At 36.0% G+C, this 23,191-nt stretch carries 21 protein-coding genes and 1 riboswitch; of the genes, 4 read left to right on the top strand and 17 right to left on the bottom strand.

The window, feature by feature from the left end:
• Window positions 1-8: 8 nt before the first annotated feature.
• Complete coding sequence (locus NSQ89_RS23505; protein ID WP_341133356.1) at window positions 9-1,883, bottom strand: beta-glucoside-specific PTS transporter subunit IIABC; 1,875 nt, start codon at window positions 1,881-1,883, stop codon at window positions 9-11.
• A 468-nt stretch (window positions 1,884-2,351) separates the two neighbouring features.
• Here NSQ89_RS23505 and NSQ89_RS23500 point away from each other — a divergent pair, with 468 nt between their 5' ends.
• Both NSQ89_RS23500 and NSQ89_RS23495 read left to right on the top strand, forming a co-directional pair.
• Window positions 2,352-3,539: an MFS transporter gene (locus tag NSQ89_RS23500; RefSeq protein ID WP_341133355.1), complete on the top strand. Its 1,188-nt coding sequence runs from the start codon at window positions 2,352-2,354 to the stop codon at window positions 3,537-3,539.
• A 168-nt stretch (window positions 3,540-3,707) separates the two neighbouring features.
• Complete coding sequence (locus NSQ89_RS23495) at window positions 3,708-3,923, top strand: hypothetical protein (RefSeq protein ID WP_341133354.1); 216 nt, start codon at window positions 3,708-3,710, stop codon at window positions 3,921-3,923.
• 158 nt (window positions 3,924-4,081) lie between these two features.
• Here the strand turns inward: NSQ89_RS23495 and NSQ89_RS23490 are convergent, their stop codons facing one another.
• The 5 genes from NSQ89_RS23490 to yeiL form a co-directional block, all read right to left on the bottom strand.
• Complete coding sequence (locus NSQ89_RS23490) at window positions 4,082-5,353, bottom strand: globin-coupled sensor protein (protein WP_341133353.1); 1,272 nt, start codon at window positions 5,351-5,353, stop codon at window positions 4,082-4,084.
• A gap of 464 nt (window positions 5,354-5,817) precedes the next feature.
• Window positions 5,818-6,573: an amino acid ABC transporter ATP-binding protein gene (locus tag NSQ89_RS23485; protein ID WP_095329345.1), complete on the bottom strand. Its 756-nt coding sequence runs from the start codon at window positions 6,571-6,573 to the stop codon at window positions 5,818-5,820.
• Between the two features lie 18 nt (window positions 6,574-6,591).
• Complete coding sequence (locus NSQ89_RS23480; RefSeq protein WP_341133352.1) at window positions 6,592-7,338, bottom strand: amino acid ABC transporter permease; 747 nt, start codon at window positions 7,336-7,338, stop codon at window positions 6,592-6,594.
• Window positions 7,339-7,402: 64 nt separating this feature from the next.
• Window positions 7,403-8,239 (bottom strand): transporter substrate-binding domain-containing protein, encoded by an 837-nt coding sequence (locus NSQ89_RS23475; protein WP_341133351.1) that lies wholly within the window; start codon window positions 8,237-8,239, stop codon window positions 7,403-7,405.
• A 107-nt stretch (window positions 8,240-8,346) separates the two neighbouring features.
• A riboswitch (Lysine riboswitch) is annotated at window positions 8,347-8,528 on the bottom strand.
• Window positions 8,529-8,661: 133 nt separating this feature from the next.
• Complete coding sequence (gene yeiL / locus NSQ89_RS23470; RefSeq protein WP_341133350.1) at window positions 8,662-9,333, bottom strand: transcriptional regulator YeiL; 672 nt, start codon at window positions 9,331-9,333, stop codon at window positions 8,662-8,664.
• An 83-nt stretch (window positions 9,334-9,416) separates the two neighbouring features.
• On the opposite strand from yeiL, the gene NSQ89_RS23465 reads away from it, so the two are divergent.
• A complete protein-coding gene (locus tag NSQ89_RS23465; protein ID WP_341133349.1) occupies window positions 9,417-10,589 on the top strand; it encodes an MFS transporter in 1,173 nt (390 codons plus the stop codon).
• 80 nt (window positions 10,590-10,669) lie between these two features.
• Here NSQ89_RS23465 and NSQ89_RS23460 read toward each other — a convergent pair whose 3' ends face one another.
• The 11 genes from NSQ89_RS23460 to NSQ89_RS23410 form a co-directional block, all read right to left on the bottom strand.
• Window positions 10,670-10,777 carry a methionine/alanine import family NSS transporter small subunit gene (locus NSQ89_RS23460; protein ID WP_123258587.1) on the bottom strand — a complete coding sequence of 36 codons (108 nt, stop codon included), beginning with the start codon at window positions 10,775-10,777 and terminating at the stop codon, window positions 10,670-10,672.
• Window position 10,778: 1 nt separating this feature from the next.
• A complete protein-coding gene (locus NSQ89_RS23455) occupies window positions 10,779-12,284 on the bottom strand; it encodes a sodium-dependent transporter (protein WP_341133348.1) in 1,506 nt (501 codons plus the stop codon).
• A 423-nt stretch (window positions 12,285-12,707) separates the two neighbouring features.
• Window positions 12,708-14,156, bottom strand: coding sequence for a DEAD/DEAH box helicase (locus NSQ89_RS23450; RefSeq protein ID WP_341133347.1), 1,449 nt, complete (start codon window positions 14,154-14,156; stop codon window positions 12,708-12,710).
• A 201-nt stretch (window positions 14,157-14,357) separates the two neighbouring features.
• Window positions 14,358-15,518 carry a D-alanyl-lipoteichoic acid biosynthesis protein DltD gene (gene dltD, locus NSQ89_RS23445; protein ID WP_061797140.1) on the bottom strand — a complete coding sequence of 387 codons (1,161 nt, stop codon included), beginning with the start codon at window positions 15,516-15,518 and terminating at the stop codon, window positions 14,358-14,360.
• Window positions 15,518-15,754 (bottom strand): D-alanine--poly(phosphoribitol) ligase subunit DltC, encoded by a 237-nt coding sequence (gene dltC / locus NSQ89_RS23440; protein ID WP_047940981.1) that lies wholly within the window; start codon window positions 15,752-15,754, stop codon window positions 15,518-15,520. Before dltC ends, dltD begins: the two co-directional genes overlap by 1 nt.
• A gap of 15 nt (window positions 15,755-15,769) precedes the next feature.
• Complete coding sequence (dltB, locus tag NSQ89_RS23435) at window positions 15,770-16,927, bottom strand: D-alanyl-lipoteichoic acid biosynthesis protein DltB (RefSeq protein WP_341133346.1); 1,158 nt, start codon at window positions 16,925-16,927, stop codon at window positions 15,770-15,772.
• On the bottom strand, window positions 16,924-18,426 hold the full coding sequence (dltA, locus tag NSQ89_RS23430; RefSeq protein ID WP_341133345.1) for a D-alanine--poly(phosphoribitol) ligase subunit DltA: 1,503 nt from the start codon (window positions 18,424-18,426) through the stop codon (window positions 16,924-16,926). The genes dltB and dltA overlap by 4 nt, the downstream gene beginning before the upstream one ends.
• 17 nt (window positions 18,427-18,443) lie before the next feature.
• Window positions 18,444-18,590: a teichoic acid D-Ala incorporation-associated protein DltX gene (locus tag NSQ89_RS23425; protein ID WP_082138248.1), complete on the bottom strand. Its 147-nt coding sequence runs from the start codon at window positions 18,588-18,590 to the stop codon at window positions 18,444-18,446.
• A gap of 17 nt (window positions 18,591-18,607) precedes the next feature.
• Window positions 18,608-19,279 carry a response regulator transcription factor gene (locus NSQ89_RS23420; RefSeq protein ID WP_047940984.1) on the bottom strand — a complete coding sequence of 224 codons (672 nt, stop codon included), beginning with the start codon at window positions 19,277-19,279 and terminating at the stop codon, window positions 18,608-18,610.
• A gap of 77 nt (window positions 19,280-19,356) precedes the next feature.
• Window positions 19,357-21,099: an ATP-binding protein gene (locus NSQ89_RS23415; RefSeq protein WP_144580552.1), complete on the bottom strand. Its 1,743-nt coding sequence runs from the start codon at window positions 21,097-21,099 to the stop codon at window positions 19,357-19,359.
• 554 nt (window positions 21,100-21,653) lie between these two features.
• On the bottom strand, window positions 21,654-22,400 hold the full coding sequence (locus tag NSQ89_RS23410; protein ID WP_095321918.1) for an SDR family oxidoreductase: 747 nt from the start codon (window positions 22,398-22,400) through the stop codon (window positions 21,654-21,656).
• A 157-nt stretch (window positions 22,401-22,557) separates the two neighbouring features.
• Here NSQ89_RS23410 and NSQ89_RS23405 point away from each other — a divergent pair, with 157 nt between their 5' ends.
• Window positions 22,558-22,932: a MerR family transcriptional regulator gene (locus tag NSQ89_RS23405; RefSeq protein ID WP_061797150.1), complete on the top strand. Its 375-nt coding sequence runs from the start codon at window positions 22,558-22,560 to the stop codon at window positions 22,930-22,932.
• The last annotated feature ends 259 nt before the right edge of the window (window positions 22,933-23,191 follow it).

Genomic DNA, 23,191 nt, shown 5'->3' with positions numbered 1-23,191 from the left:
TGACACTCCTATGCACTTATTAATATTAACTCATCATGAGTTGTTGCTTTTTCATTTTCTACAAATGCTATACTTTGAAATTGTGAAGAATTTGTAATGATCACTGGTGTGGTAAGATCATACCCTTTCGCTTCGATGGCTTTTATATCAAAAGAGACTATCTTACTTCCTTTGCTAATTACATCGCCCACCTTTACATGCGCTTCAAATCCTTCTCCCTTTAGTTCGACAGTATCTAATCCAATATGAATTAACATCTCTACCCCATTTTCAAACTGTAGCCCAATAGCATGTAACGTTGGATACAGAATCGATACTTTACAATCCATTGGTGCAATGACTTCCCCGACCTCAGGGTAAATTGCAATTCCTTCTCCTAAAGCCCCAGAAGAGAATACTTCATCTTTTACTTGAGATATAGGAATAACATGACCTTGAATTGGTGAAGGTAGATTTACTTCTAAATCTGTGTTTACTGGTTTTGGAATAATTTTATTTTTTGGGGAACCTTCTTCTTCCTCAACAGGAATGTCTTTAAATCCAAACAACATCGTCATAGCTGCCGCTCCAAAAAATGCTATTCCAATTCCAATTACATAACATAAAAACGCTTTCGTTCCTGCTTCTATATACACGGGTATTGTTAAAATCCCTTGGTTAGCAAATGCTGTACCGTAGGATCCACCCCATCCCATCAAAGCCCCACCTAATGCTCCACTAATGACTGCATAAATCATTGGTTTTTTTAATCTAAGGTTAACCCCATATATAGCAGGTTCAGTGATACCAAAAAGGGCTGTAACTGTTGATGTAGCAGCTAAAGTTTTTAATTTCTTATTCTTTGTCTTTAAAAAAACGCCTGCTGCTGCTCCTGCTTGCGAGAAATTAGCAGCTCCTGCAAAGGCCAAAAGATTCTGCTGGCCAGTTTGAGCGACATCGTTAATACCAATTGGTAAAATTGCTTTATGAGCCCCAAAGATAACAAGAACACACCATATTCCACCAATAAAGGCACCTAACAGCGTTGGACTAATATCCATAATGATGTAATAGAGCCAGTTTATAAAGTCCCCTAGATAAATTCCAATCGGTCCAAAAACAATTAATGTTGCCGGCACCATCACTAATAATGTGAATGTAGGAACCATAATAATCTTTAAAACTTCTGGTGTAATACGTTCAAAAAAGCGTTGAACATAAGCCATAATAAATACAGCAATAATAATCGGAATAACAGTCGATGTGTAATTAGCTTGTGTAACGCCAATTCCGAATAAAGTAACAGTTGCTTCTCCTGTCATTAACGTAACAATGTCTGGATAACACAATGTTGCAGCCAAGACCATAGCAATTAGTTCGTTTGTCTTAAACACTTTTGCCGCAGCATAACCAATAATAATTGGGAAGAAATAAAACAGTGCATTTGATGCTGCATTTAAAATAATATAAGTATTATACCCCTTGATATCAACGCCCCAATAGGAGTTGGCGATCATTACTGCGAGAGCCAGAATCCCTTTTAGCATCCCTGATGCAGCAATCGCAGGAATAATTGGTGTAAATATTGCTGTTACTGTGTTTAAAATTCTGTTCCCAATAGTATCTTTTGCTTCTTTTGGGCTTTCTGTTTTTCTTAATTCCCCTAGCTCCTCCATTATTCGATCATGTACTTCTGAGACTTTATTTCCAATAACAACTTGGTATTGACCTCCACTTTCCACAACAGAGATTATCTCATCCATCATTTCGAGATTTTCTTTATTAGCTTTTTTGGTGTCATGTAAGTTGAAGCGTAAACGAGTGTAGCAATGAGTTAATCCAGATACGTTTTCTTTCCCTCCGACATTATATAAAATGTCTTTTGCAACCTGCTGATAATTCATACTTTTTACTCCTTCGTTTGAATTGGTCCGCTGGCCAACGGATAGGAAATACAAATTGACACAAAAAAAGATCAAACGCACACAAAATAATCCATGGAGAAACATAAATTCCCCTTGGTTATTCGGTGTACATTTGATCTTGCCTGCATTATCAGTAACACGTCAAATTGTATTCCGTTATTAAGCTTTGGTTATAATTTAACACGCTTTCATTTTCACTGCAAGTGTTTTTTAATTTTCCTTTACATAAGTGTAACTCTAAAAAAAATTATACTTGTGCAAATTTCTATCTTAGGATATTATACTGCATTAGAGAATTCAATCGTTAAAATAAGTTAATATTCGGCCTATTGTTACCGTTTTCTAACAACTTAAAAATAGCTAAAGACTGGTTATATGAAGAACATTTTTACAATAATCAGCTAATGAAACTCTCTAAACATAATAAAAATGAAAGGAGCTTTCAAAATGAACACGACTCAAGATAGGCAAACATCGCTAATTTTATGGATTGTGGTGTTTTTTTGGTTCGCCCAATATGTATATATCCCCTATCAAACTACATATCTATTTCTAGCAAATATTTCTAGTAATTTAATTGGTGCTATCATTGGTGCATACGGCATTTCACAACTTTTACTTCGGTTGCCAGTAGGCATTCTTGCAGACTTAAGCAGCAATCATAAGATTTTTATTATTTTAGGATCACTATTTGCTGGTACAGCTTCCTTATTTCGAATATTATTACCTGAGGATATAGGTTTTCTCCTAGCAAATATTTTATCAGGCACAGCAAGTGCAACCTGGATATCCTTTATGATCTTATATATGAGTTTTTTTACGAAGAATGACCAAACTCGTGCCACCAGTAAAATTATCATGGCTAATAACGCTGGTATGCTTTTTGGCTTTGTCACCAGTACTTTCTTGTATGATTTGGTCGGCATGGCAGTAATTTGCTTTTTTAGTTTTGCAGCTGGTCTTATAGCTTGTTTGCTCTCTTTATTTCTTCAAGCATCAAAACCTGCCAGTCATCCTAAAATAAGTGTAGGTGAACTAATGCAGGGGTTAAAAGATAGAAACTTAATTCTTTATTCTTGTTTAGCTTTAGTACAGCAAGGGGTACAGATGACCACAACGATGTCTTTTACAAATCAAGTCATTCAAGAACTTGGAGCAACCAATATAATTATTGGTTTTTCCTCTATCATTTATATGCTCTCTGCTGTCTTATTCGCCAAGCTTGCCTCCACTAAATTTCTTGAACTACTCTCAAAAAAGCAGTGGATTTGTTTGAGCTTTTTATTTTTAGGAATATACTGTTTATTAGTTCCTCTATCAAATTCTATTGTTCTTATTTGCCTTTTACAGCTAATTCCTGGGTTGGGGACAGGTGTATTATTTTCTCTTCTTACTTCTGAAGCAATGCTTACTATTCCTATGCAAAAACGTTCAACTGCCATGGGTTTCTTTCAAGCAGTCTATGCTATAGGCATGACCACTTTTCCTATAGTCGGCGGCAGCATTTATGAGACTTTATCCATGCAATCAGCATTTCTATTTTTAGCAGGAACTTGTTTTATTGCCTTTCTTATTGCCTTGTTTAGTTCTCGGAAGATAACCAAAAGCATATTTACAGAAAAATTTCATGATTGACTATCCTTTTGCTATAGAAGAGGGATAAACTCTGACATAAAAACTGGGCAATTTAAATTTATTTTGGGACCTCCTAATTAAAAAAAAAGGTTATCCTATTATTCTACTCCGGACACCCTGTTTCGATCAGATTACATTTAGATTAGAAGAAGCAAAATGATTTAGTATATGTATACTAATTACAGCTTCCCTAATTTAACAGATCGGCTTTGTTATGAAGCGGGATTTACACCTCATATTGCTTTAAAGGGCGATGTTGCAATTATTATAGGGGATCTGGCCAAGCAAGAATTAAGCATTGTGTTTGTTGCGGAAATTACATTACTTTTATCAATCAGACCAGCTTCCCCACAGGATTCATATTACAGAATTCAAATGCCTTAGGACAATTGGAATAGCTTGATCCAAAAATAGATATCTATCAAAATAGAACTAACATTTCAGGGAATTTACAAAGGGATATTTTAATGGTCTCTCTAATAGACTCAATAAAAATACTGACTTTCATCAATAAATTTTCTATTCTTTAGGAATAGCTTTATTTAGTTAACTAACATTTCAGCTGAATAGGTTATTTCATTTGTTGCTTCATAAAGTTGATTTACAATTAAATCACTGTTTTTTATCTCGGCAAATATTATTTCTGTTTTTTCTTTTGATTGTTGAACTGCCTGGACAATTTGATTAAAAAATTCGATTGTTTCTTCCGTGATTTTTTGGTTTTCTACGATACCCTGATTAAAATCGGTAACCGAAGCATGTACTTGTTTAACTTGTTGAGAAATATCCTTCACTAAGGAACCAATTTCTTCCGTAGATTGTTTAGTCAAACTCGATAATTTTCTAATTTCTCCTGCTACAACAGCAAATCCTTTGCCGTGTTCTCCTGCACGAGCTGATTCAATCGATGCATTTAAAGCCAGAAGGTTGATCTGATTGGCAATAGAAGTTACTACATCTACTACACTATCAATCCTTTGACTAACCATACTCATTTTGCTGATTTCGTCTTGCAGAACAAAAATCTGATTTTTTATCGAGCTCGCAGACTCTTTTTCTTGACCCATTCTGATTTTCCCGTCTTCGGACAATTCTTCTACTATTTGAATGGCTTGTCCGCCATCTTTAGTGAGTATTTGGATTTTTTCAAATTGGCTGATGAGCTCTTTTAATGAGGCACTTGTTTCTTCCGAAATTGCTGATAACTCATGAGCTGTTTCTCTCATCGTTCCCTGTATTTTTTCTTTTTCTGCTTCCTTTACTTTACGAAGAGACTCTTCCCTTAATTCATAGGATTCTAATACCAGTTGTTGTTCTAGACTAAAGATTTTTTGGAGAGAACTAACAGCTTCAAATAATTCCGCTTTATTTTGAATTTCTTTGTAGAAAACTTCTATAATTGTATTCAGCAGCTGTTGAAAGGCATTAACATACCACTTTGTTCCTAATCCGATTTTGACATGGACATGGGAAATTCTTTTTCTTTGTATGACGTATGCTTCATTTACCTTGCCGGAAAATATTTCTGTGATATGGTGGTATAACGTCTTTCCAAGTTTTTCAACATTACTATAGGTATTAATAATCGAAATCAAGGAAGGTTCTTTCCTAATCGTTTCATAAAATGAATCTACTAGTTGCTGTGCTTCTCTTTCTATAATTGGCTGCAAAACAAATAATCGCTTCACATCTAGCTCTGTTAATCCAATCATTTCAATTTGGGTTTGCAATTCTTTGGGCAAGTTAAAATCAACTTGTACGGTTCCTAAAGAGGAAAAATATAATTCTTCCTTTTTCTTTCCTAATAAGGGCATAATGAGGTATCTCCTTGTTTGTATGATATTGTATTTTTATAACTATTGTACCATTTTATCAATAGGTAAATAGACTCATTAATATATATTAGTATAATTTAAAAAGCCATTTTATTATAAATACTATTCATAATTAACTATTTATTAAATAGGTCAAATGACTCATACAAAGTGAAAAACCACCATTAAATTATTATATAAAAATAACATCAAAACTATAATTTTATTTATAAATGGACCTAAAAAAGAGAAGCCCTTTGTATGACTTCTCTTTATCTAGTTATGCTATCTACTCCACCTTGTCACTGCTGCTGTCATGCTAGAAATCACCATTTTTCTCTTTAAATCATCGGAACCCATTTCTCATCATAGAAGACATTAGAAAATTATACTGATTGCATCCGATTCTTTTACAGATGACTTACAAAAGAGACCCCACTTTAACAAGTCTTTCCATGCAAGTATTATAAGCTAACTTGTGGTTGTACAATGGTGCGCTTTAGGAATTCCTTCGTACGTTCTTGTGAAGGATGGTGGAAGATTTGTTCCGGACTTCCTTCTTCCGCAATAACGCCCTTGTCCATAAAGATAACCCTGTCTGACACTTCCTTTGCAAACTCCATTTCATGTGTTACCACTATCATCGTTAGGCCAGAATGTGCGAGCTCTTTCATAACCTTTAATACTTCTCCTACCATTTCTGGATCAAGAGCTGATGTAGGTTCATCAAATAGCATCACATCAGGATTCATGGATAAGGCTCTTGCGATTGCCACACGCTGCTTTTGACCGCCTGATAATTGTTTTGGCTTTGCATTAATATACTTGTCCATTCCCACAACATTTAAGTAATGCATTGCTACTTTTTCGGCCTCTTCCTTGGAGCGTTTTAAAACTTTTATTTGTCCTACTACACAATTGTTCAGTACGTTATGATTGTTAAATAAGTTAAATTGCTGAAATACCATTCCTAAATTTTTTCGGTAGACCGCAACATCATGTTTCTCATCCAGTATATTTTCGCCATGGTAGAGTATCTCCCCGCCACTTGGCTTTTCTAATAGATTTATACACCGAAGAAGCGTTGATTTACCAGAACCAGAGGAACCGATGATCGAAACTACTTCTCCTTTATTAACAGAAAAATCAATATCTCTTAATACTTCATGTTTCCCATACGATTTATTCAAATGCTTGATATCAATAATTTTGTTGTCCAATCTTATTCACCTTCTTCCTTATTTTAGTTTACCCCTTAATGGTTGTGCATCTGTTCCGATAACAGTGTAGCTATCGGACCCTTCTAACTTTCTCTCCATATATAACAATATTCTCGTAACAATAAAGGTCATTACAAAGTAAATTAGACAAGCTACAAAGAATGATTCAAAATACTTAAAGTTATTTCCAGAAATTGATTTTGTTACAAAATATAATTCGGTAACAGAGATAACATTTAATACAGATGTATCCTTAATATTAATAACAAATTGGTTACCAGTTGCAGGTAAAATATTACGGATGACCTGTGGCAATACAACGTTCCACATTGTCTGCACATGATTCATTCCAATCGCATGTGCTGCTTCAAACTGCCCTTTATCAACAGAAATAATCCCCCCTCGAACGATTTCTGCCATATAGGCACCTGTATTAATGGAGACTACAATGATTGCTGCAGCAAAAACATTCATGTCTATACCAAATGCTAGCGCAGAACCATAATAAATAACCATTGCTTGAACAATCATTGGTGTTCCACGGAAGAATTCAATATAGATAGACAGGATGATATTAATTACTTTTAAAATAAACTTTTTTATGCCGCGTTCCGGTGTTGGAATAGTGCGGATAACCCCCGCAATCAATCCAATAGCAGCTCCAATAATGGTCCCTATCAAGGCAATGATAAGTGTTAACCCAGCACCACGAAGAAACATCGGCCAGTTTTCTGAAATTATTTTAATGATCCACTCAAGACTCATTTTTTCTCCTCACTTACTGTATAAAACCGCCTGTATTAAGATATACAGCCGGTTTTGTTCTTTTTTATTCTGCTGCTGGTTGATTTTTGATTGCATTATCCATCAAGCTTGTACGTTCTTTCTCTGGGATATCTGCTAAGATTTTATTAATCTTCTCTGTTAAATCACTATCCTTTTGCAGCCCTACAGCAATGGATGTGTCTTCTTCTGATGTTTTAAATCCTTCCTTAAATTCAACCATTGCAAATTTATCATTTGCAGTTGACGCACTAACTGCTTCAGGACGTTCTGATACGTAGCCATCAATAACACCAGACTCTAAAGCAACCCTCATGGCTGGGAAGTTATCCATAGCTGTCTTTTTTTCTACCCCTTCAATTTGGTCAATGACAGAATAGTGAAAGGTATTTAGCTGTGCTGTAACTTTAGCACCTTTAAAATCCTGAATAGAAGTAGCCTTTTCATACTTGCTGCCTTTTTTTACTACCATTACTAAATTTGATTTATAATAGCTATCTGAAAAGTCAACAGTTTCTTTACGGTCTGCAGTTGGTGACATCCCTGCAATAATAGCATCTATTTTCCCTGAAACTAACGCTGGTACTAGTCCGTCCCATTCTGTTTTCACAATGACTAATTCTTTTCCAAGACCTTCAGCCACTTTTTTAGCAATTTCCACATCATATCCACTAGCATATTCTGAAGAGCCTTTGATTTTAACAGCTCCATTGGAATCATTGTTTTGTGTCCAGTTAAAAGGAGCATATCCCGCTTCCAGTCCTACTCTAAATGTATTGTCATCTGATGATCCAGAAGCTGACTTATCGCTTGTTCCACAGCCTGCCAATAAAAGAATGGCTGAGACCATTAAAACCATCATCATTAATAATTTGTTTCTCATGTTGTCTCTCCTCCTATTTTTCTTTCAATCTACTAAAACAAAAAAACGACCTGAGATCAACTCAGGTCGTAGTATATGCAATAGCCCTAAAGTCCTCTCTTTATCCCAAATGAGATAGCACAACTCAATAAACTAGGCGTTTATTGAGACAGTCCTGCAGCTCTTAACTACAGACCCAGCATGTAATACGGAGAAATATTACAAACTTCGGCGACATTTCCTTCTCCTTAGCATCATAGCTTCTCAAACTCCACTAAAGACTGTTAAATATCGCGCCTCTACCTCACTGTAAAAAAGTGAGGTCTTATTCAATTAATTTTAATAGTACCGTATTTTGGCAAGATTCGTCAACACGTTTTTCCTTTCTAGTTTTTTCCTTATTTAATTTCACCCGGTCTCGTTAAAAAAATTTTTCCTGTGGATTATTTATTCTTTAACGCCTCTGCAAGTTTCCTTAAAGACTGATATTCTTTTATTTGATAATTTCTTCCGTCCTTTTGTAAATATTGTTTTTCACAAAATTTTGTAAGCATGTATAATAAATGGCGATAAGATACCCCTAAATAATCACAAACAATCACATGTTTCTCTTTATAAATTCCATTGTCTGCCGTTTGCAAGATAAAATCTGCAAGTCTATTTTCAAGGGGAAAAGCGAGAGTTTGCGAATACTTAGCTGCCATTACTGTTGCCTTTTCACTTAAAAACCTTGTAAGCTCACGCAAAAACTTAGCATCCTCCAACAATTTTGTTCGGTAATAATAAAATGGAAGAGCAAAACAAATAACTTTAGTAGATGCTTGTATGCCCTTTGTATAATACACATCATGCAGTAATTCCATTTCACCAATATAATCATTTGCATTAATGAAATTTATTAAAGATACCTTTCCATTTTGATGTGTTACATATATTTTCGCTTTTCCTTCCATTACAAAAAATAAATAATCCGGTCTCATTCCTTCTTTTATAATCCATTCATCCAGCTGGTATTCATGAATTTCTATATACTCTTCTACTTGGAAAGAAAATAGATCAGCAATTGAATTCCTTGTTAAAAATTGCTGCTTTTTATCTTCTTTGTAAATTTGCATCTTCTGCCTCCATAAATAAGAGATATCTCCTATTATTTATCTTTACTTCTATGATACCATGCTAATGAATGAGGAGGATAAGAATGAATACACAACGATGGATGAGTACACGTTTTTTTAGTTTTTTTATGACTTGGGGAATATTCCTGCCTTATTGGTCTGGCTGGTTAATTTATACAAAAGGAATCTCCGTCTCACAAGCCAGCTTCATTATGAGTCTTGGCTTAATCGCTAGAGGGCTGTCAACATTATTTGCCTTTCCTTATTTGTCGGAGAAATTTAGTAGTAAATCGTTATTAAATATCATGGGAGTCGGCACATTTGTCTCTATTTGTGGTTATATGCTAACAGACTCTTTTTCCGGTCTATTACTCGTAACGGTTATTTTACATCTATTTTATCCAACTTTAATGCCAGCTTTAGATAGCGCCGCGAGTGTCCTTGTGCAGAATAAACAATTAAAACACTATGGGAGAAGCCGCCAATGGGGATCTATTGGGTTTGTTTCAGTAGGAGTCATATTAACTATTTTCACCGGAAAGTTTGGGGATGAGATCATTTTTTGGGCGCTCTTACTAGGGATTATTGGCTTCGTAGGTCTTAGTTTTATGAATGCACCTGCTATTTTAGCGAAAAAGCCACAAATTAAGCCAACAGAAAAAATAGGTTTGTCTCAACTATTTCGCATCAAGCATTTTATTTTAGTACTTATTATTGTCATTTTGCTTCAAGCAGCCCATGCTGCTTACTATAATTATGGCTATATTTTTCTTCAGGATATACATGCACCTATTTATCTCATTGGAGTAATCATTAACATAGCCGTCATTGCAGAAATCATCTTTTTTTCCATAGCAGATAAACACTTTAGTAGATTCTCTGTCGGTACGTTATTGGCAATAGCAGCAGCTGGTTCTTCTCTGCGATGGATAATCATTTTTGCGTTTCCTAATGTCATTGTTTTCTGCCTAACGCAAACTTTACACGCCTTTTCATTTGCGATGGGACATTACGCCTTTATGAAATATTTGATCAACAATATTCCACAGGCACAAATCCCAAAAGCACAAGGCATATACTCAGCTCTCGCTCTGAGCTGGAGCACTGCCGTATTCACCATGCTTGGAGGCTTTTTATACGAAATAGAACCAAGATATGCCTTTCTTGGTATGCTAGCTTGCAGTCTGCCAGCAATGATGGTTGCACTGATTTATCAAAGGCTAGAGCAGCGAAAACAAGCTTGGATTTCTAATTGATATACCCTTCTTACCAACCAGCTTTTCTGTTGCTTTATTTAAAAAGGATTGGCCACTATGATAGACCAATCCTTTTATCATTATTTAGCCTTTTTGGATACTCTTACGACGTTAAAAATGCTGGCTGCTAAACCACCCCAGAGGATGATCATACCCACTATCATCATAGTGATTGCACTAGCTGACATATCAAGCAACCTCCTTATTTCTTTCTAGAGCTATATTCGCATTCCATTTTTTTCTAGATAGAAGAACTCCAATAATAATGCTCAGCACAACAACAAGTACACCGGCAGTCAGAATCAATTCTGTTGGATATCCTCCGTAATTTTCTCTTAAGTTTTGGCGAATATTATCAAACATCATATAGCCTAGAACAATGGGTGTTATAACACTTAAACAGAACTTCCACCATGCACCAATACGCAAGTCAGAAATAGCATTCGTATGTGACTGTAATCCGTTTAACCCTCTAAAGAACCATGCAATTAAGATTACTTCTACAAATCCTGCCGTAACAATCCCAAAGTTATTAATAAAGTAGTCCACTACATCCAGTAAATATAAACCACCATTTGTTGCGAAAAGCAGGGAGATAACTGTTGCAGCAATTCCACTTGTTAATACTGCTTTTGTTCTTGATACATTAAATTTCTCTTGCACACCTGCTATGAAGGTTTCCACGATTGATATCATGGATGTCAAACCGGCAAAAACAAGAGAAAGGAAAAATAATACCCCAAATAATCCGTTCATACTAGGAAATTCATTGATGATGCTTGGGAAAACCACAAATGCTAGTCCAATTCCACTGCTGACTACATCTTGGACCTCCACACCTTGTTGGTTAGCCATAAATCCAAGAGCAGCAAAAACACCGATCCCTGCTAATAATTCGAATCCAGAATTTGCAAATGCTGTAATAAACGCATTATTATTGATATCTGATTTTTTTGGTAGATAGCTAGAATAAGTAATCATGATGGCAAAACCAATCGATAAAGAAAAGAAAATTTGCCCATATGCAGCAATCCAAACTTTTCCGTCCAAAATCATATCCCAGTTTGGCTTAAAGAAAGCATTCAAGCCTTGGGCAGCTCCATCTAATGTTAAGGCACGAATAACGATTACCAAAAACATCACAATAAGAACAGGAAGGAATATCCTATTTAATTTTTCAATGCCTTTAGAAACTCCACGATACAATACAAATAACGCTACAACCCATACAAAAAGTACTGGAATGACAATACCAGGAACTAACCCGCCAATCGTTCCAGCTGTATCTGCTCTCTTTAAAACATCATTGAAAAAGAAACTTTCCGGATTTGAACCCCATTGGGTCCCAAATGAATAAATAGTGAACTTAATAGCCCATGCGACAATGACAGAATAATAAGTACAGATGACAAAGGCAATTAACAACTGCCACCAGCCAAGCCACTCTGCTTTTTTATTTAAACGGAATAGAGAAAGTGGTGCGGAACCACGAAATTTTTGTCCGATAGTGAATTCTAATATTAATATTGGGATACCTGCTGTTAAGATCGCAAATAAATAAGGTAAGAAAAATGCTCCTCCCCCATTCTCATAAGCAACTGCTGGAAACCTCCAAATATTTCCTAAACCAACTGCTGAGCCTACAGCCGCCATGATAAAGCCATAGCGCGACCCCCATTGCTGACGTTGTTCCATAAGATGACCTCCAATTAAACTATTTTTTGAAAAGATTCAGATAGTTTAGTTTTTTGCATTCTATTAATATAGGGGTTATTAAGATGAATGTCAAACTACTTTTTGAAGTTTTTGTCGAAATTTAGGTGGTTATTTTTCCCAGGCTTTTATAGTGTGATATTTTCCCTCTTTTTAAAAGAAAAAGTAGTATAAATACTTTAGTAATCTGTGTAAATTTGATTAGGACAATTGTTCGCGTTTTTTATTCATTTTAAGAAAGAAGTTAGTAGTAATCATCCGCAGACTGAATACACTTTGGTTTCATGGGACGAGCTTTGTAGGGGGGCTCGAACTATCTCACAGCTCCCCTAAGAGTCTATGCGTATTCAGTCTGCTCCATTTTTTTTAAATTAATCTTGACTGCGAACTGTTCTAAAGCCTTTGTCAGTCCTTCTTTGCTTCATATACCTTCAAGGATTTACCCTTAATTGGTGTATTCTTCATCTTTTCGAGCACGATACGTCCTTTATCATTCAAAATCTCTACATACGAAAAAGTATCCATAATCGTTATAATCCCAATATCCTCTGCTGATACCCCTTCAATTTTTGCAATTGTTCCAACAAAGTCCACTGCTCGAAGCTTCTTTTTTTTACCGCCATTAAAGTATAATTTCATAATATGTTTATTTAATTTCTCATTTTTTGCCTTTTTAATCGCCGGCTCAACCTTCTTTTTTGCCTCAAAGTCAGATCGCTTATCGGCAACTTCCTCCTCTGCAGGAACAGCCCTTGTAGGAATTTTAAAGCCGATATATTCTTCTATCTCCTGTAAAAACTTCTCTTCAAATGGTGTCATGAAGGTAATGGCTCTTCCTTGTTTACCTGCTCGTCCAGTTCTTCCAGTACGATGAACATAGCTTTCCTTTTCTAAAGGAATATCATAGTTGATCACATGGGTGATATTATCAATATCAATTCCTCTTGCAGCTACATCTGTCGCAATTAAGTAGCGGAATTCTCCCCTTTTAAAATCATTCATAACATCCAGTCTATCTTCCTGTACCATCCCGCCATGAATTTGATCACAGTTATATCCTAAGTCCGTTAATTGATCACTCAGCATGTCCACCCTATCTTTTGTCCGACAAAAGATAATACAACTATCAGGATTCTCTACAATCGTTATAGCTTGAAGAAGAGAGAATTTTTCTTTTTCCTCTACTCTTATAAGCGTATGGTCAATTTTATCGGTAGTCAGTCCATTTGCCTTGATTTCAATGTCAATAGGTGTCTTCATATAGCGCTGGGATAGCTCTTTAACTTCCTCCGGCAACGTTGCTGAAAACAGCATAGTTACTCTTTTTTTTGGTAAAGCCTTGATTATTGCCTCTACCTGTTCAATAAATCCCATGTTTAGCATCTCGTCCGCTTCATCGATCACAAGATAGTTCAATTTTTCTAAGGTCAATGTTCCTCTCTCGATATGATCTAATACGCGACCTGGAGTACCAACTACTACATGTGTTTTTTGCTTTAATTCTGTTTTTTGGATGGCAAACGGCTGTTTTCCATATACAGCTGTTGCTTTAATCCTCTTCAGTCTTCCTATATCAATAAAGTCATCTTTGACTTGAACAGCAAGTTCTCTTGTTGGTGTTAATATTAACGCTTGTGGTTTATTCTCTTCCCATTCCACTAATTCACAAATAGGAATTCCATAGGAAGCTGTCTTACCACTTCCAGTTTGGGATTTTACAACAAGATCAATCTTTTCTAACACAAGGGGGATAACTTTATTTTGAACCTCTGTTGGATTTTTATATTCTAAACTATCTAGAGCTTTTACTATTTGATTACTTAAATTAAATGCATGAAAACCTTTTCCACTCATAACAAAGCCTCTTTTATTTTGGATTATTCTTTTATTATTTCCGTAAGCTCCTATTATACGCTATTTTTCACTTGATTCTCCTTGAATATTTAAAATGACGGCCTTAAATGAACTATATTGTCATTCATTCATCTTAATTTCAAAATACACTTTGTCGAAATAGAAGAAGACGATCCACTTCATACGTGAATCGTCCTAATGCTATTCAAGGAATCTTTGCATATCCTCACTTACATAAACCCAGCCCTTCCAGCCAATATGAATCGTATCCCTCATAAAATAGGGATCGTGCTCATGGCCGGAGTAATCAGCATAGTTAAAGCCGTTATCGCTTATCTGTTTCTTTATACGATTGTAATAACCTTGCCGCCCTTTTTTAGGAAAGCCTGTGTAATCATAATAAGCACCATTAACTGGAATGATAACAAAAAGCGGTTCAGCTTCTGCCTTTTTTAGAATATCAAGCATCAGCTGAAAATCATCGTACTCCAGCGATTCAGCATAGGAATGGCCTTTGTTCTTTCCTTTCATACTCTTCATATAATCATTCTTATGCTTATATACTTTATCATCAATGTAAAATTTAGAATGCTGTGTCCGTTTTTTGCCATAGGCATCAGCTTGTGCACGTAATTCTTCCCAAGTCTTATCCTTCACTTCAGCTGACTGATGTCGATTGGTTGGTTTATCTTTCAAAAGTGTAAAATATAAATCCTTTTTCTTAAGGATGGATATATACCCCTTTGCAGGAACGGATAACATTTTAAACATTGTCTTCTTGTCATTTAGATAAGCATCATAAAGTTGATAGAGTACCGTATCATTCTTGACCGCATTATATGACATCAGCCGCTCCATCAATTTTCGTTTCACCTGCTCATCCACATCCTTATTAAACGGAAGCTGGTACGCTTGCAGGGCAGAATAATTTGGTGCAAAATGCTGTTCGTCTGTCCCATGCTTTACAAACCATTGCGGCGATACTATGATGACCATTTGCTTGTTCTTCAATTGAGCAGCATGTGTTGCAAAGTTTAAATCATGAATAATAGATGTCATTCCGCCTTTTCCTATTAAATAAGGTGTGAATGGGGCGGAATTCATTTCGAAATAATTTGATGGATGAAATGGATCCCAGCGTGACAACTCCGAAGAGCCATAAATCGGAACATAGGTCGAACTTTTGAGCATCTCATTTTGTAAGTATGTTCCTTGGAACATACTTGGCTCTAAACTGATTGCAGATTCCTCTAACCGATCAGCAGGAACTAGCTTAGCCAGCCATGATGTGGGTATAAATACAACCCCGGCAAACAGGACCAATGCAAGAATGATTGGTCCAAATAAATATTTCTTCTTCATTATTTCAGCTCATTCAGACGTTCAACGATAGCATTTGGTGTATTCCATGTATCTCGGTCGAACTCTGTAATTGGTACATTGATATCAAGTTGTTCCTCAAATTTAACAAGTAATTCTACAGTCCCAAATGAATCGATCAATCCTGAATCGAATAAATCCAAATCATGCTCTTCTTTCACCACATCATCTTGACAAACTTCTGCAATAACTTGTAGTACTTTTTCTTTAAAATTCATAGATAGATCCCCTTTTTATTGAAATGGTTTGCCGGAAAACAGATAAAAACCGAAACAAACGACATGGAAAGTAATAATGATAGAAACCACTGTCATCGCTTTTCCTGTTGGCCAGCGTTTATGTTTTTTATTCCAAGTATCGAAGAAATTAAAACCGCTCATCATCAGGGCATGATATGCTCCATAAATGATGTATTGAATCTCTAATCCATGCCATACACCCATCAAAAGGAACAGGAGAATATACCCTAAATTTGAAACGAGCATATTGTTCTTTATCCATTTTTTCTTCTTTATTAAGAAAACAAAGCGCATAAACACATAATCACGGAACCAAAATGACAAAGACATATGCCATCGATTCCAGAAATCCTTTATATTACGGCTCATAAATGGCTTATTAAAGTTCTCCGGTGACCGGATACCCATTATATAACTGACTCCGACTGCAAATGCCGTATAGCCGGCAAAGTCAAAGAATAGGTATAGGCTATAGCTGTACATGTATAGCAGGTGATAAGAAAGCTTACCATCTGCTATATAAGTTAAATTCATGATGAAATACGCATTAATGCAATAGCCGATTATAAATTTATACAAAAAACCAAGGAAGATTTTGTTAATCCCTTTATAAAGCAGATCTCTGTATTCCTCTGGTGTCCAACGCTTATTCTCATCCTTCTCAAATCGACGGAAACGGTCAATCGGCCCCGATGAAATGGTCGGATAAAATAACATAAAATTAACAAGCTGATAAATCGAAAGCTGATTTTTAATCAATCCATCTCTTGTTTCAATAATAATTTGGACAGCTCGGAATGTCAGATAAGAGATACCTAGAAAACTCGCCCAATTATCCACTGCCAAAATAGGCAAGACTTTAGATAAAATTAAAGGCAGAATGGATAGAAAGCTTATTACATAAAATACGAGACTACTATTCTTTTCCTGGCGATAATGAATATAGCCTTTTACCAATATCACTTGAAGGATAGTGAAAACTACTAACGAGAAAAAGCCTGCATTCCCACCAGAAAAGATAATAGCCAATACAACAATAGAAACAAATACATTGTAAAAACGCAGGTTCTTGCCCTTTATACCGAGGATTATCGTCGGCAGCAGCAAGATACCTAGAATTATGAAGAAAAGGAAAGAGCTATACGGGGTCATGCGAGTACCTCTTCCTTCATCTTCTTACGGTCTGCTTTTCCATTTATCGTCATTGGAATAGAAGAATGATACGTAAATTTACGAGGAATCATATATGCTGGCAAGCGCAAAGCAAGATCCTTACGGATAGCAGCTGTCAGTTTGAATTCCTTATCAAAATCATGATCCTCTGGAACAACTGCCGCAATCAAGTATTCAATTTCTTCATTTGGTGCATAAGGAATAATAATGGCATTCTTAATATATTCAGACTGATTCAGGTGGAACTCAATTTCTTCCAGTTCCATCCGATAGCCATGCAGCTTGATTTGATAATCCATTCTTCCTTGGCAGTACACCACACCGTCTTGAATGAAGCCTGCGTCTCCAGTACGATATACATTCATTCCGTTTATCATGCCAAATGCCTTTTCTGTCAGTTGCGGCTCACCGAGATATCCTTTTGATACACTTGGCCCCGCAAGAATAAGTTCGCCTTTTTCTCCTTCTGGGAGCGGATTATCCAATTCATCTAAAACGAAAACCCTCATATCCGATTTTGGATAGCCTACTGGCAGAGCCTTCTCTTTCGTAAGCAATTCTTCCGTGATTTCAATAGACGTCACCGCTACTGTTGCTTCTGTAGGTCCATAGGTATTAAAAATTCTCGCTCTTGGGAAACGCTCCTTCAGCTCCTTGGCTACAGCAAGTGGCAATACTTCCCCACAGAAAAGGAATAGTTCAAGCTGTGGAAGCATCTTTTGATTAAAATCAGGATTAGGAAAACACATTTGCACAAAGGATGGTGTCGAGGTCCATATTTGTATAGACGAATGACTTAAGTTCTCAAACAAAAGCTTCGGTTTATTGCTTACTTCTTTATCCAGCGTATGAATGGTACCCCCACTCTGTAAGGCTGGATAAAAGTCCATTACAGACAAATCGAATGAAAAGGGTGCCTGGTTCAAGAATACCTTTCCTTCCCCTAACGGAAAGTCCCCTGTCATCCAATCGGTAAAGGATTGTAGATTCGCTGCAGTTATTTGAACTCCCTTAGGATTTCCAGTACTGCCGGACGTATAAATGATATAAAAAACCTCATCACTTTGGACCCAGTACTCTTCTCCAATATGCTCTATTTGTTCCAAATTCATTTCTAGCATTTGTAAAACTATAACACCATCAAAATCCAGCTTGCTAGTTGTCGTATTAATTACCACTCCAGCACCGGACTTTTCGACAATAAGACGTACCCGTTCGATTGGAATCGACGTATCTACCGGTATATAAGGATGGCCGGCCTGAACACAAGCGAGAAACGATACCGGCATATCTATTCCCATATGTCCATACACTACAATTGGCGTCTGCCGCTCAAGCTTAATAGCATGTAATAAGCTTGCCAGCCTTCTTGATTTATCCCAGAGCATTCCATAAGTCAGCATCTGGCCTTCTGTACGATATGCTATCTGTTCTGATTTTCTTACCGCATGCTGCGCAATACGAGTTAAAAGTTTCATTTTATTATCTTCTCCATTTAGAAATCATTATAAATATAGTTGCCTGTATTGGCCGTATGGAAGCCATACATCAAGAATAAGGTAATGAGGATGGCAAAATAAAAACAAGTCTGTAAAGCAAACCGGACGCCAGTATGCCTATACAACTGTTTAAGCTTATTCATCTTCTCTCTCCTTTCTTTTATTCAAACTTATAGCCTGTTCCAATAACAGTCCGGATATGATGGGATTCAAAGCTTAATTTAGCCCTAAGCTTTTTAATATGTGTATCCACAACTCGACTATCACCATCGAAGTCGAATCCCCATACATGATTCAAAATTGTTTCACGTGAAAGGACATTATTTTTATGCTGAAGCAAGAAAACTAATAATTCATATTCTTTTGGCGTCAATTCGACTTGTTGGCCTGCAAGCTGAAGCTGATGAGACTTTGTATTAACAATTGCCTCACCGAAGCTTATCATATGGCCAGTCGGCAGATAATGCTCTTTTGCCCGTTTCATTAAAGAATTAGCGCGTGCTACTAACACTTTTGGACTGAACGGCTTGGTAACATAATCATCAGCTCCAAGTTCAAAGCCATGGATTTTATCATCATCACTGGATTTCGCTGTCAGCAGAATAATGGGTACGCCAGAATTCATGCGAACCTGCTTGGTCACAGCAAACCCATCCATTTGCGGCATCATAATATCAAGAATAACTAAATCAGGATATATAGCATCAAACCAATCTATTGCACTGCTGCCATTATCCGTTTCATATACTTCCCAGCCGTCCTTTTTAAAATAATCAGCTACGACTTCTCGAATTCTCACTTCATCCTCGACAAGCAATACTTTCTTCCCCATCGTGAATCTTCCTTCCAATTTAAAGATATTAACAAGGTTATATGTCTTTCATGTGTCCTAATAAGAAATTATTACCATTAACAAAAGTAAATATAGAAACGCACACCGCCTGGTATATTTTCTGCTCCATAATGAAAGCCATGCAGGCTAAGTATTTGCTGAACAATGGCCAATCCTAATCCTGTCCCACCCGTCATTCGGCTGCGAGAAGATTCAGCCCGATAGAAACGTTTCCAGATTTTATCCAGCTGTTCTTCTGGTATCTGTGCACCTGTATTTTCGATTTGGAACACACTGTTGCCATTTTCCTGATCTAATTCGATACGAATCCTAATGACAGAGTCAGGTTCGCTGTGGCGGATTGCATTAATAAGAAGATTTTTCATTACCCGTTCCATCCACTCATAATCTGCCAAAATATGCTGTTCATTCTTCGGCATAATTTCAATTACCACATTTTTCTCTTTGGCTATGCAAAATAGTTTATTTGCCAAATCCTCAATCATTTCACTAAGCAAGAAAGATGTTTTCCGTAGTTTGATTGCACCATTCTCCAACTTAGCCAAATCCAGCATATTCTTAATCAGCACTTCCATCTTTTCTGATTCCTCAATAATTACTTCTATATAGTGATCTTGTTTATCAGGACTGATTCCATCTTGCAGTCCCTCTGCAAAGCTTTTAACAATACTAAGAGGGGTCTTCAGTTCATGGGAAGCATGTTCGAAAAATTCACGTTGCTCCTTCTCCATTTGCAGTCGTTTTTCCATATCTTCCTTCAGCTTTCCGTTGGCTTCTTTCAAACCATTTAATGCAATATCCAAGTTTTGCGCCATAACTAGCATGTTGTTCGCCAAACTCCCCAGCTCATCCTTCTGCTTAATCGGCTTCAGCGATGAAAAGTCTAGATGCACCATTTTTTTTGCCATTTCATTTAGCTTAATTAGTGGTCTACTAACAAGACGAGAGAAGAACAACGACAATAAAAGAATGAGAATAAAGCCAGCAATCCCGATATATACATAAAATATTCGGAGTGATTCATTAGTATCTCTGATTTCCTGAAGAGATGTGACAGAGAACATAATTTGCATTTCTCCGTCTTTCTTAATTGGCTCCATTAATACTAAATAATGTTTTCCACTCCATGACTCCACCCAGTCTAGCTGCAGGCTTTCTCCTTCGGAAAGCTGCTTTATCTGCTTCTCTTGAAGAGGAAACCATTCCAATAGTGCATCATAGAGAATTCCTAACCCTCTACTTGCCACTTTCCCCTTAGGCAGCGAAATACTTTTTACCTTCCCTTTGATGGTCACTTCATTCTCAGCCTGACTTTCTCCGACACTAGAGCTATCCTTCGTAATAATAGATGGATAAATGACTGAAGGAACTAGAGCATCTACTTCCCCTTGCACAATCACTTTATCTCCCTTTGCAATATTCAATGCTTGTACTTGTTTTCCGTAATCTGTGATGAGTAACGAAAGGGATACTTCCACAATTTCGCCATCCCCTGTCTCCAACATGATATTAAAAGGATCTTGTACCAACTGATAACCTTCTGTGTCCACAATCGTCAACGGACTTTTTGTCTTCTTTATGTAGGACAAGGTCTGTTTTGTCAGTTCTGCTTCACTCCAAGAATTTTGCTCATATCCCTCTGCTAACTGATGGATGTGCCTTGCTGCTTCTTTCGTTTTATGATGTTGATAAAAACGGTCAAAGAATACTAACTGAAATATCATAATCATGGCGTAAAACACCAAAAAGAATATAGACGTTACAGCGAATAACTTGACAGTAATACTGCGTTTTCTCATGTTATACTCCTTTGTTTCATACGGCAGTTTATTCCTAACTTAAACTTAAGCTATGGATATGTTTTTTGTGTGTCCACATGTAATCCTCCATATAGTAACCATTTTTTTCAAGTTAGGGAACCCCTTTTTATCTATCTCTCTTATTTAAAAAGAAGAAATCATAGTTTAAACGAATCTGGATTAAGTAATGGCGATATGCTGTATTTTAGTGACATAGTTTATTTGTCCAGCAGAAATCACCTTTTTTTGTACAGTAATTATTCAATAGAGACTAGGGAGGAAAGCTAAAAGGGGACCATTAATGACCTATAGAACTATAAACTAGCGTAGTACTAGATTGGTTGTAAGGTAGAGATAGTGGGATTTTAGAAACTTTTTAACGATGGAGATAACCTAATTGGAAACATACGTAAAAGCTTCTTCTAGTTATTTACTAAACGTAAAAGACGGAATTTGCCCAAATATGGACAAATTCCGTCTTTGTTTTCATGATTGCTGTCTATGGGAATGAATATGTTAACTATCCATATAAAATGTTATTTTTTCTTTTACTATCAAAGTTGTTGCCTTGTTGGACGTACTAATATTTCATTTACTCCTACTTCTTCTGGCTGATTAATTGCATAATAAATTGCTTCAGCAATATTTTCTGGCTCAATACCCACAGCCTCTTCAATTTGGTTTATCGCATTTTTTTGTTCTTGATCTGTAATATGTTTTGATAATTCAGTAAGGATAGATCCTGGTGAAATAATTGTAGATCTAATATTGCTATCTAAAGATTCTTCTAAACGTAATCCTTCACTTATTGATCTCACAGCTGATTTTGTAGCACAGTAAACAGCACTACCAGGAAAAACAATATGGCCAGCAATACTTGATAGATTAATTATATGACCATTGTTTTGTTCACGCATATAAGGTAAAACAGCATAAATACCATAAAGGACACCTTTAATATTTACATCTACCATTAAATCCCATTCGTGAATTTTTCTATTTTTAAGTTCAGATAGAGGCATTACCCCTGCATTATTAATAAGGACATCAATTTTTCCGAATTTTTCTGAAGCAAATGATGCAAGTTCTTCCATTTGATGAGCATTAGTAACATCAGTAACTTTGTAAACAGCCGTGCCACCGTTTTCGTTAATAGTAGTAGTAATTTCTTCTAATAAGTCTTTACGACGTGCAGCTAATACAACGTTCGCTCCATTATTTGCCAACTTTATCGCTGTAGCTTTCCCTATTCCACTAGAAGCTCCAGTAATAATAACGGTTTTATTTTCTACATTGTTCATTTGTAATTCCTCCTTGTTTGATGTAAATTAAGTATATCAATTAAACTTTGGTTTAACGCAAGCTAAAACAAAAGTGCTTTCATATCAATATTTAGAACCCATCAAAAGATTTTAAATAAAAATCATAATTAAAGTAACTTTAATTAAAGGAGGAAAAATGAAGTATATAGATGAAATTGCAAAAACAAGGAATTTAACTGAATCTACATTGAGATATTATGAAAAAGAAAAGATTATACCAAGAGCACCACGAGATAAGAATGGGCATAGAATTTATACAGATGAAATTGTTGAGTGGGTAGATTTTATCATAAGTTTAAAAGAAACTGGGATGCCACTGAAAAAAATAAGAAGTTACGCTGAATTATATAATCATGGTGATGAAACATTAAGAGAAAGAAAAGAGATGATGCTTCAACACAAAAAAAGTGTAAAAGAGCATATTAATAAAACCGTAGAACATTTAGAAAAGATAAATTATAAAATTGCTTTATATGATGTTCAACTAGAAGAAGTAAAAAGAATGCCTTAAAAGATAATCGGCAAAAAATATATGCCGTTCTTTGAAATTATATTAATTAACAATCTGTAAACAACGTAGGGCAACTTATATAGAAAGTAGGTTCCATACATATTAATTGATGATACTGATAGAATGTTCTTGTCCAACTACAAGAAAGACAATCTCATCCGTTTATGTATATCACAAGCACAAGATCATCAAATAAGATTAGGAGTAAAAAGGATAGCTGAAACCATTACCTTATTGAGTAATAAAAGGAACTATTATT

Source organism: Niallia sp. FSL R7-0648 (assembly GCF_038007005.1).
GTDB classification, from domain to species: domain Bacteria; phylum Bacillota; class Bacilli; order Bacillales; family Cytobacillaceae; genus Niallia; species Niallia circulans.
Note: the sequence above shows the minus strand (reverse complement) of the source record. Positions and strands in the feature narration are given on the sequence as shown.

Coding starts and splice junctions, on each gene's coding strand:
- dltC (WP_047940981.1), bottom strand. CDS start 15,754: ATGAATTTTAAAGAAAAAGTACTACAAGTTATTGCAGAAGTTTGTCAA.
- NSQ89_RS23450 (WP_341133347.1), bottom strand. CDS start 14,156: ATGAGTGGAAAAGGTTTTCATGCATTTAATTTAAGTAATCAAATAGTA.
- NSQ89_RS23480 (WP_341133352.1), bottom strand. CDS start 7,338: ATGAGTCTTGAGTGGATCATTAAAATAATTTCAGAAAACTGGCCGATG.
- NSQ89_RS23410 (WP_095321918.1), bottom strand. CDS start 22,400: ATGAACAATGTAGAAAATAAAACCGTTATTATTACTGGAGCTTCTAGT.
- NSQ89_RS23490 (WP_341133353.1), bottom strand. CDS start 5,353: ATGCCCTTATTAGGAAAGAAAAAGGAAGAATTATATTTTTCCTCTTTA.
- NSQ89_RS23455 (WP_341133348.1), bottom strand. CDS start 12,284: ATGGAACAACGTCAGCAATGGGGGTCGCGCTATGGCTTTATCATGGCG.
- NSQ89_RS23500 (WP_341133355.1), top strand. CDS start 2,352: ATGAACACGACTCAAGATAGGCAAACATCGCTAATTTTATGGATTGTG.
- NSQ89_RS23420 (WP_047940984.1), bottom strand. CDS start 19,279: ATGGGGAAGAAAGTATTGCTTGTCGAGGATGAAGTGAGAATTCGAGAA.
- NSQ89_RS23505 (WP_341133356.1), bottom strand. CDS start 1,883: ATGAATTATCAGCAGGTTGCAAAAGACATTTTATATAATGTCGGAGGG.
- NSQ89_RS23460 (WP_123258587.1), bottom strand. CDS start 10,777: ATGTCAGCTAGTGCAATCACTATGATGATAGTGGGTATGATCATCCTC.
- NSQ89_RS23465 (WP_341133349.1), top strand. CDS start 9,417: ATGAATACACAACGATGGATGAGTACACGTTTTTTTAGTTTTTTTATG.
- dltA (WP_341133345.1), bottom strand. CDS start 18,426: ATGAAACTTTTAACTCGTATTGCGCAGCATGCGGTAAGAAAATCAGAA.
- NSQ89_RS23495 (WP_341133354.1), top strand. CDS start 3,708: ATGTATACTAATTACAGCTTCCCTAATTTAACAGATCGGCTTTGTTAT.
- NSQ89_RS23405 (WP_061797150.1), top strand. CDS start 22,558: ATGAAGTATATAGATGAAATTGCAAAAACAAGGAATTTAACTGAATCT.
- NSQ89_RS23425 (WP_082138248.1), bottom strand. CDS start 18,590: ATGAATAAGCTTAAACAGTTGTATAGGCATACTGGCGTCCGGTTTGCT.
- dltD (WP_061797140.1), bottom strand. CDS start 15,518: ATGAAGAAGAAATATTTATTTGGACCAATCATTCTTGCATTGGTCCTG.
- dltB (WP_341133346.1), bottom strand. CDS start 16,927: ATGACCCCGTATAGCTCTTTCCTTTTCTTCATAATTCTAGGTATCTTG.
- NSQ89_RS23415 (WP_144580552.1), bottom strand. CDS start 21,099: ATGAGAAAACGCAGTATTACTGTCAAGTTATTCGCTGTAACGTCTATA.
- yeiL (WP_341133350.1), bottom strand. CDS start 9,333: ATGCAAATTTACAAAGAAGATAAAAAGCAGCAATTTTTAACAAGGAAT.
- NSQ89_RS23475 (WP_341133351.1), bottom strand. CDS start 8,239: ATGAGAAACAAATTATTAATGATGATGGTTTTAATGGTCTCAGCCATT.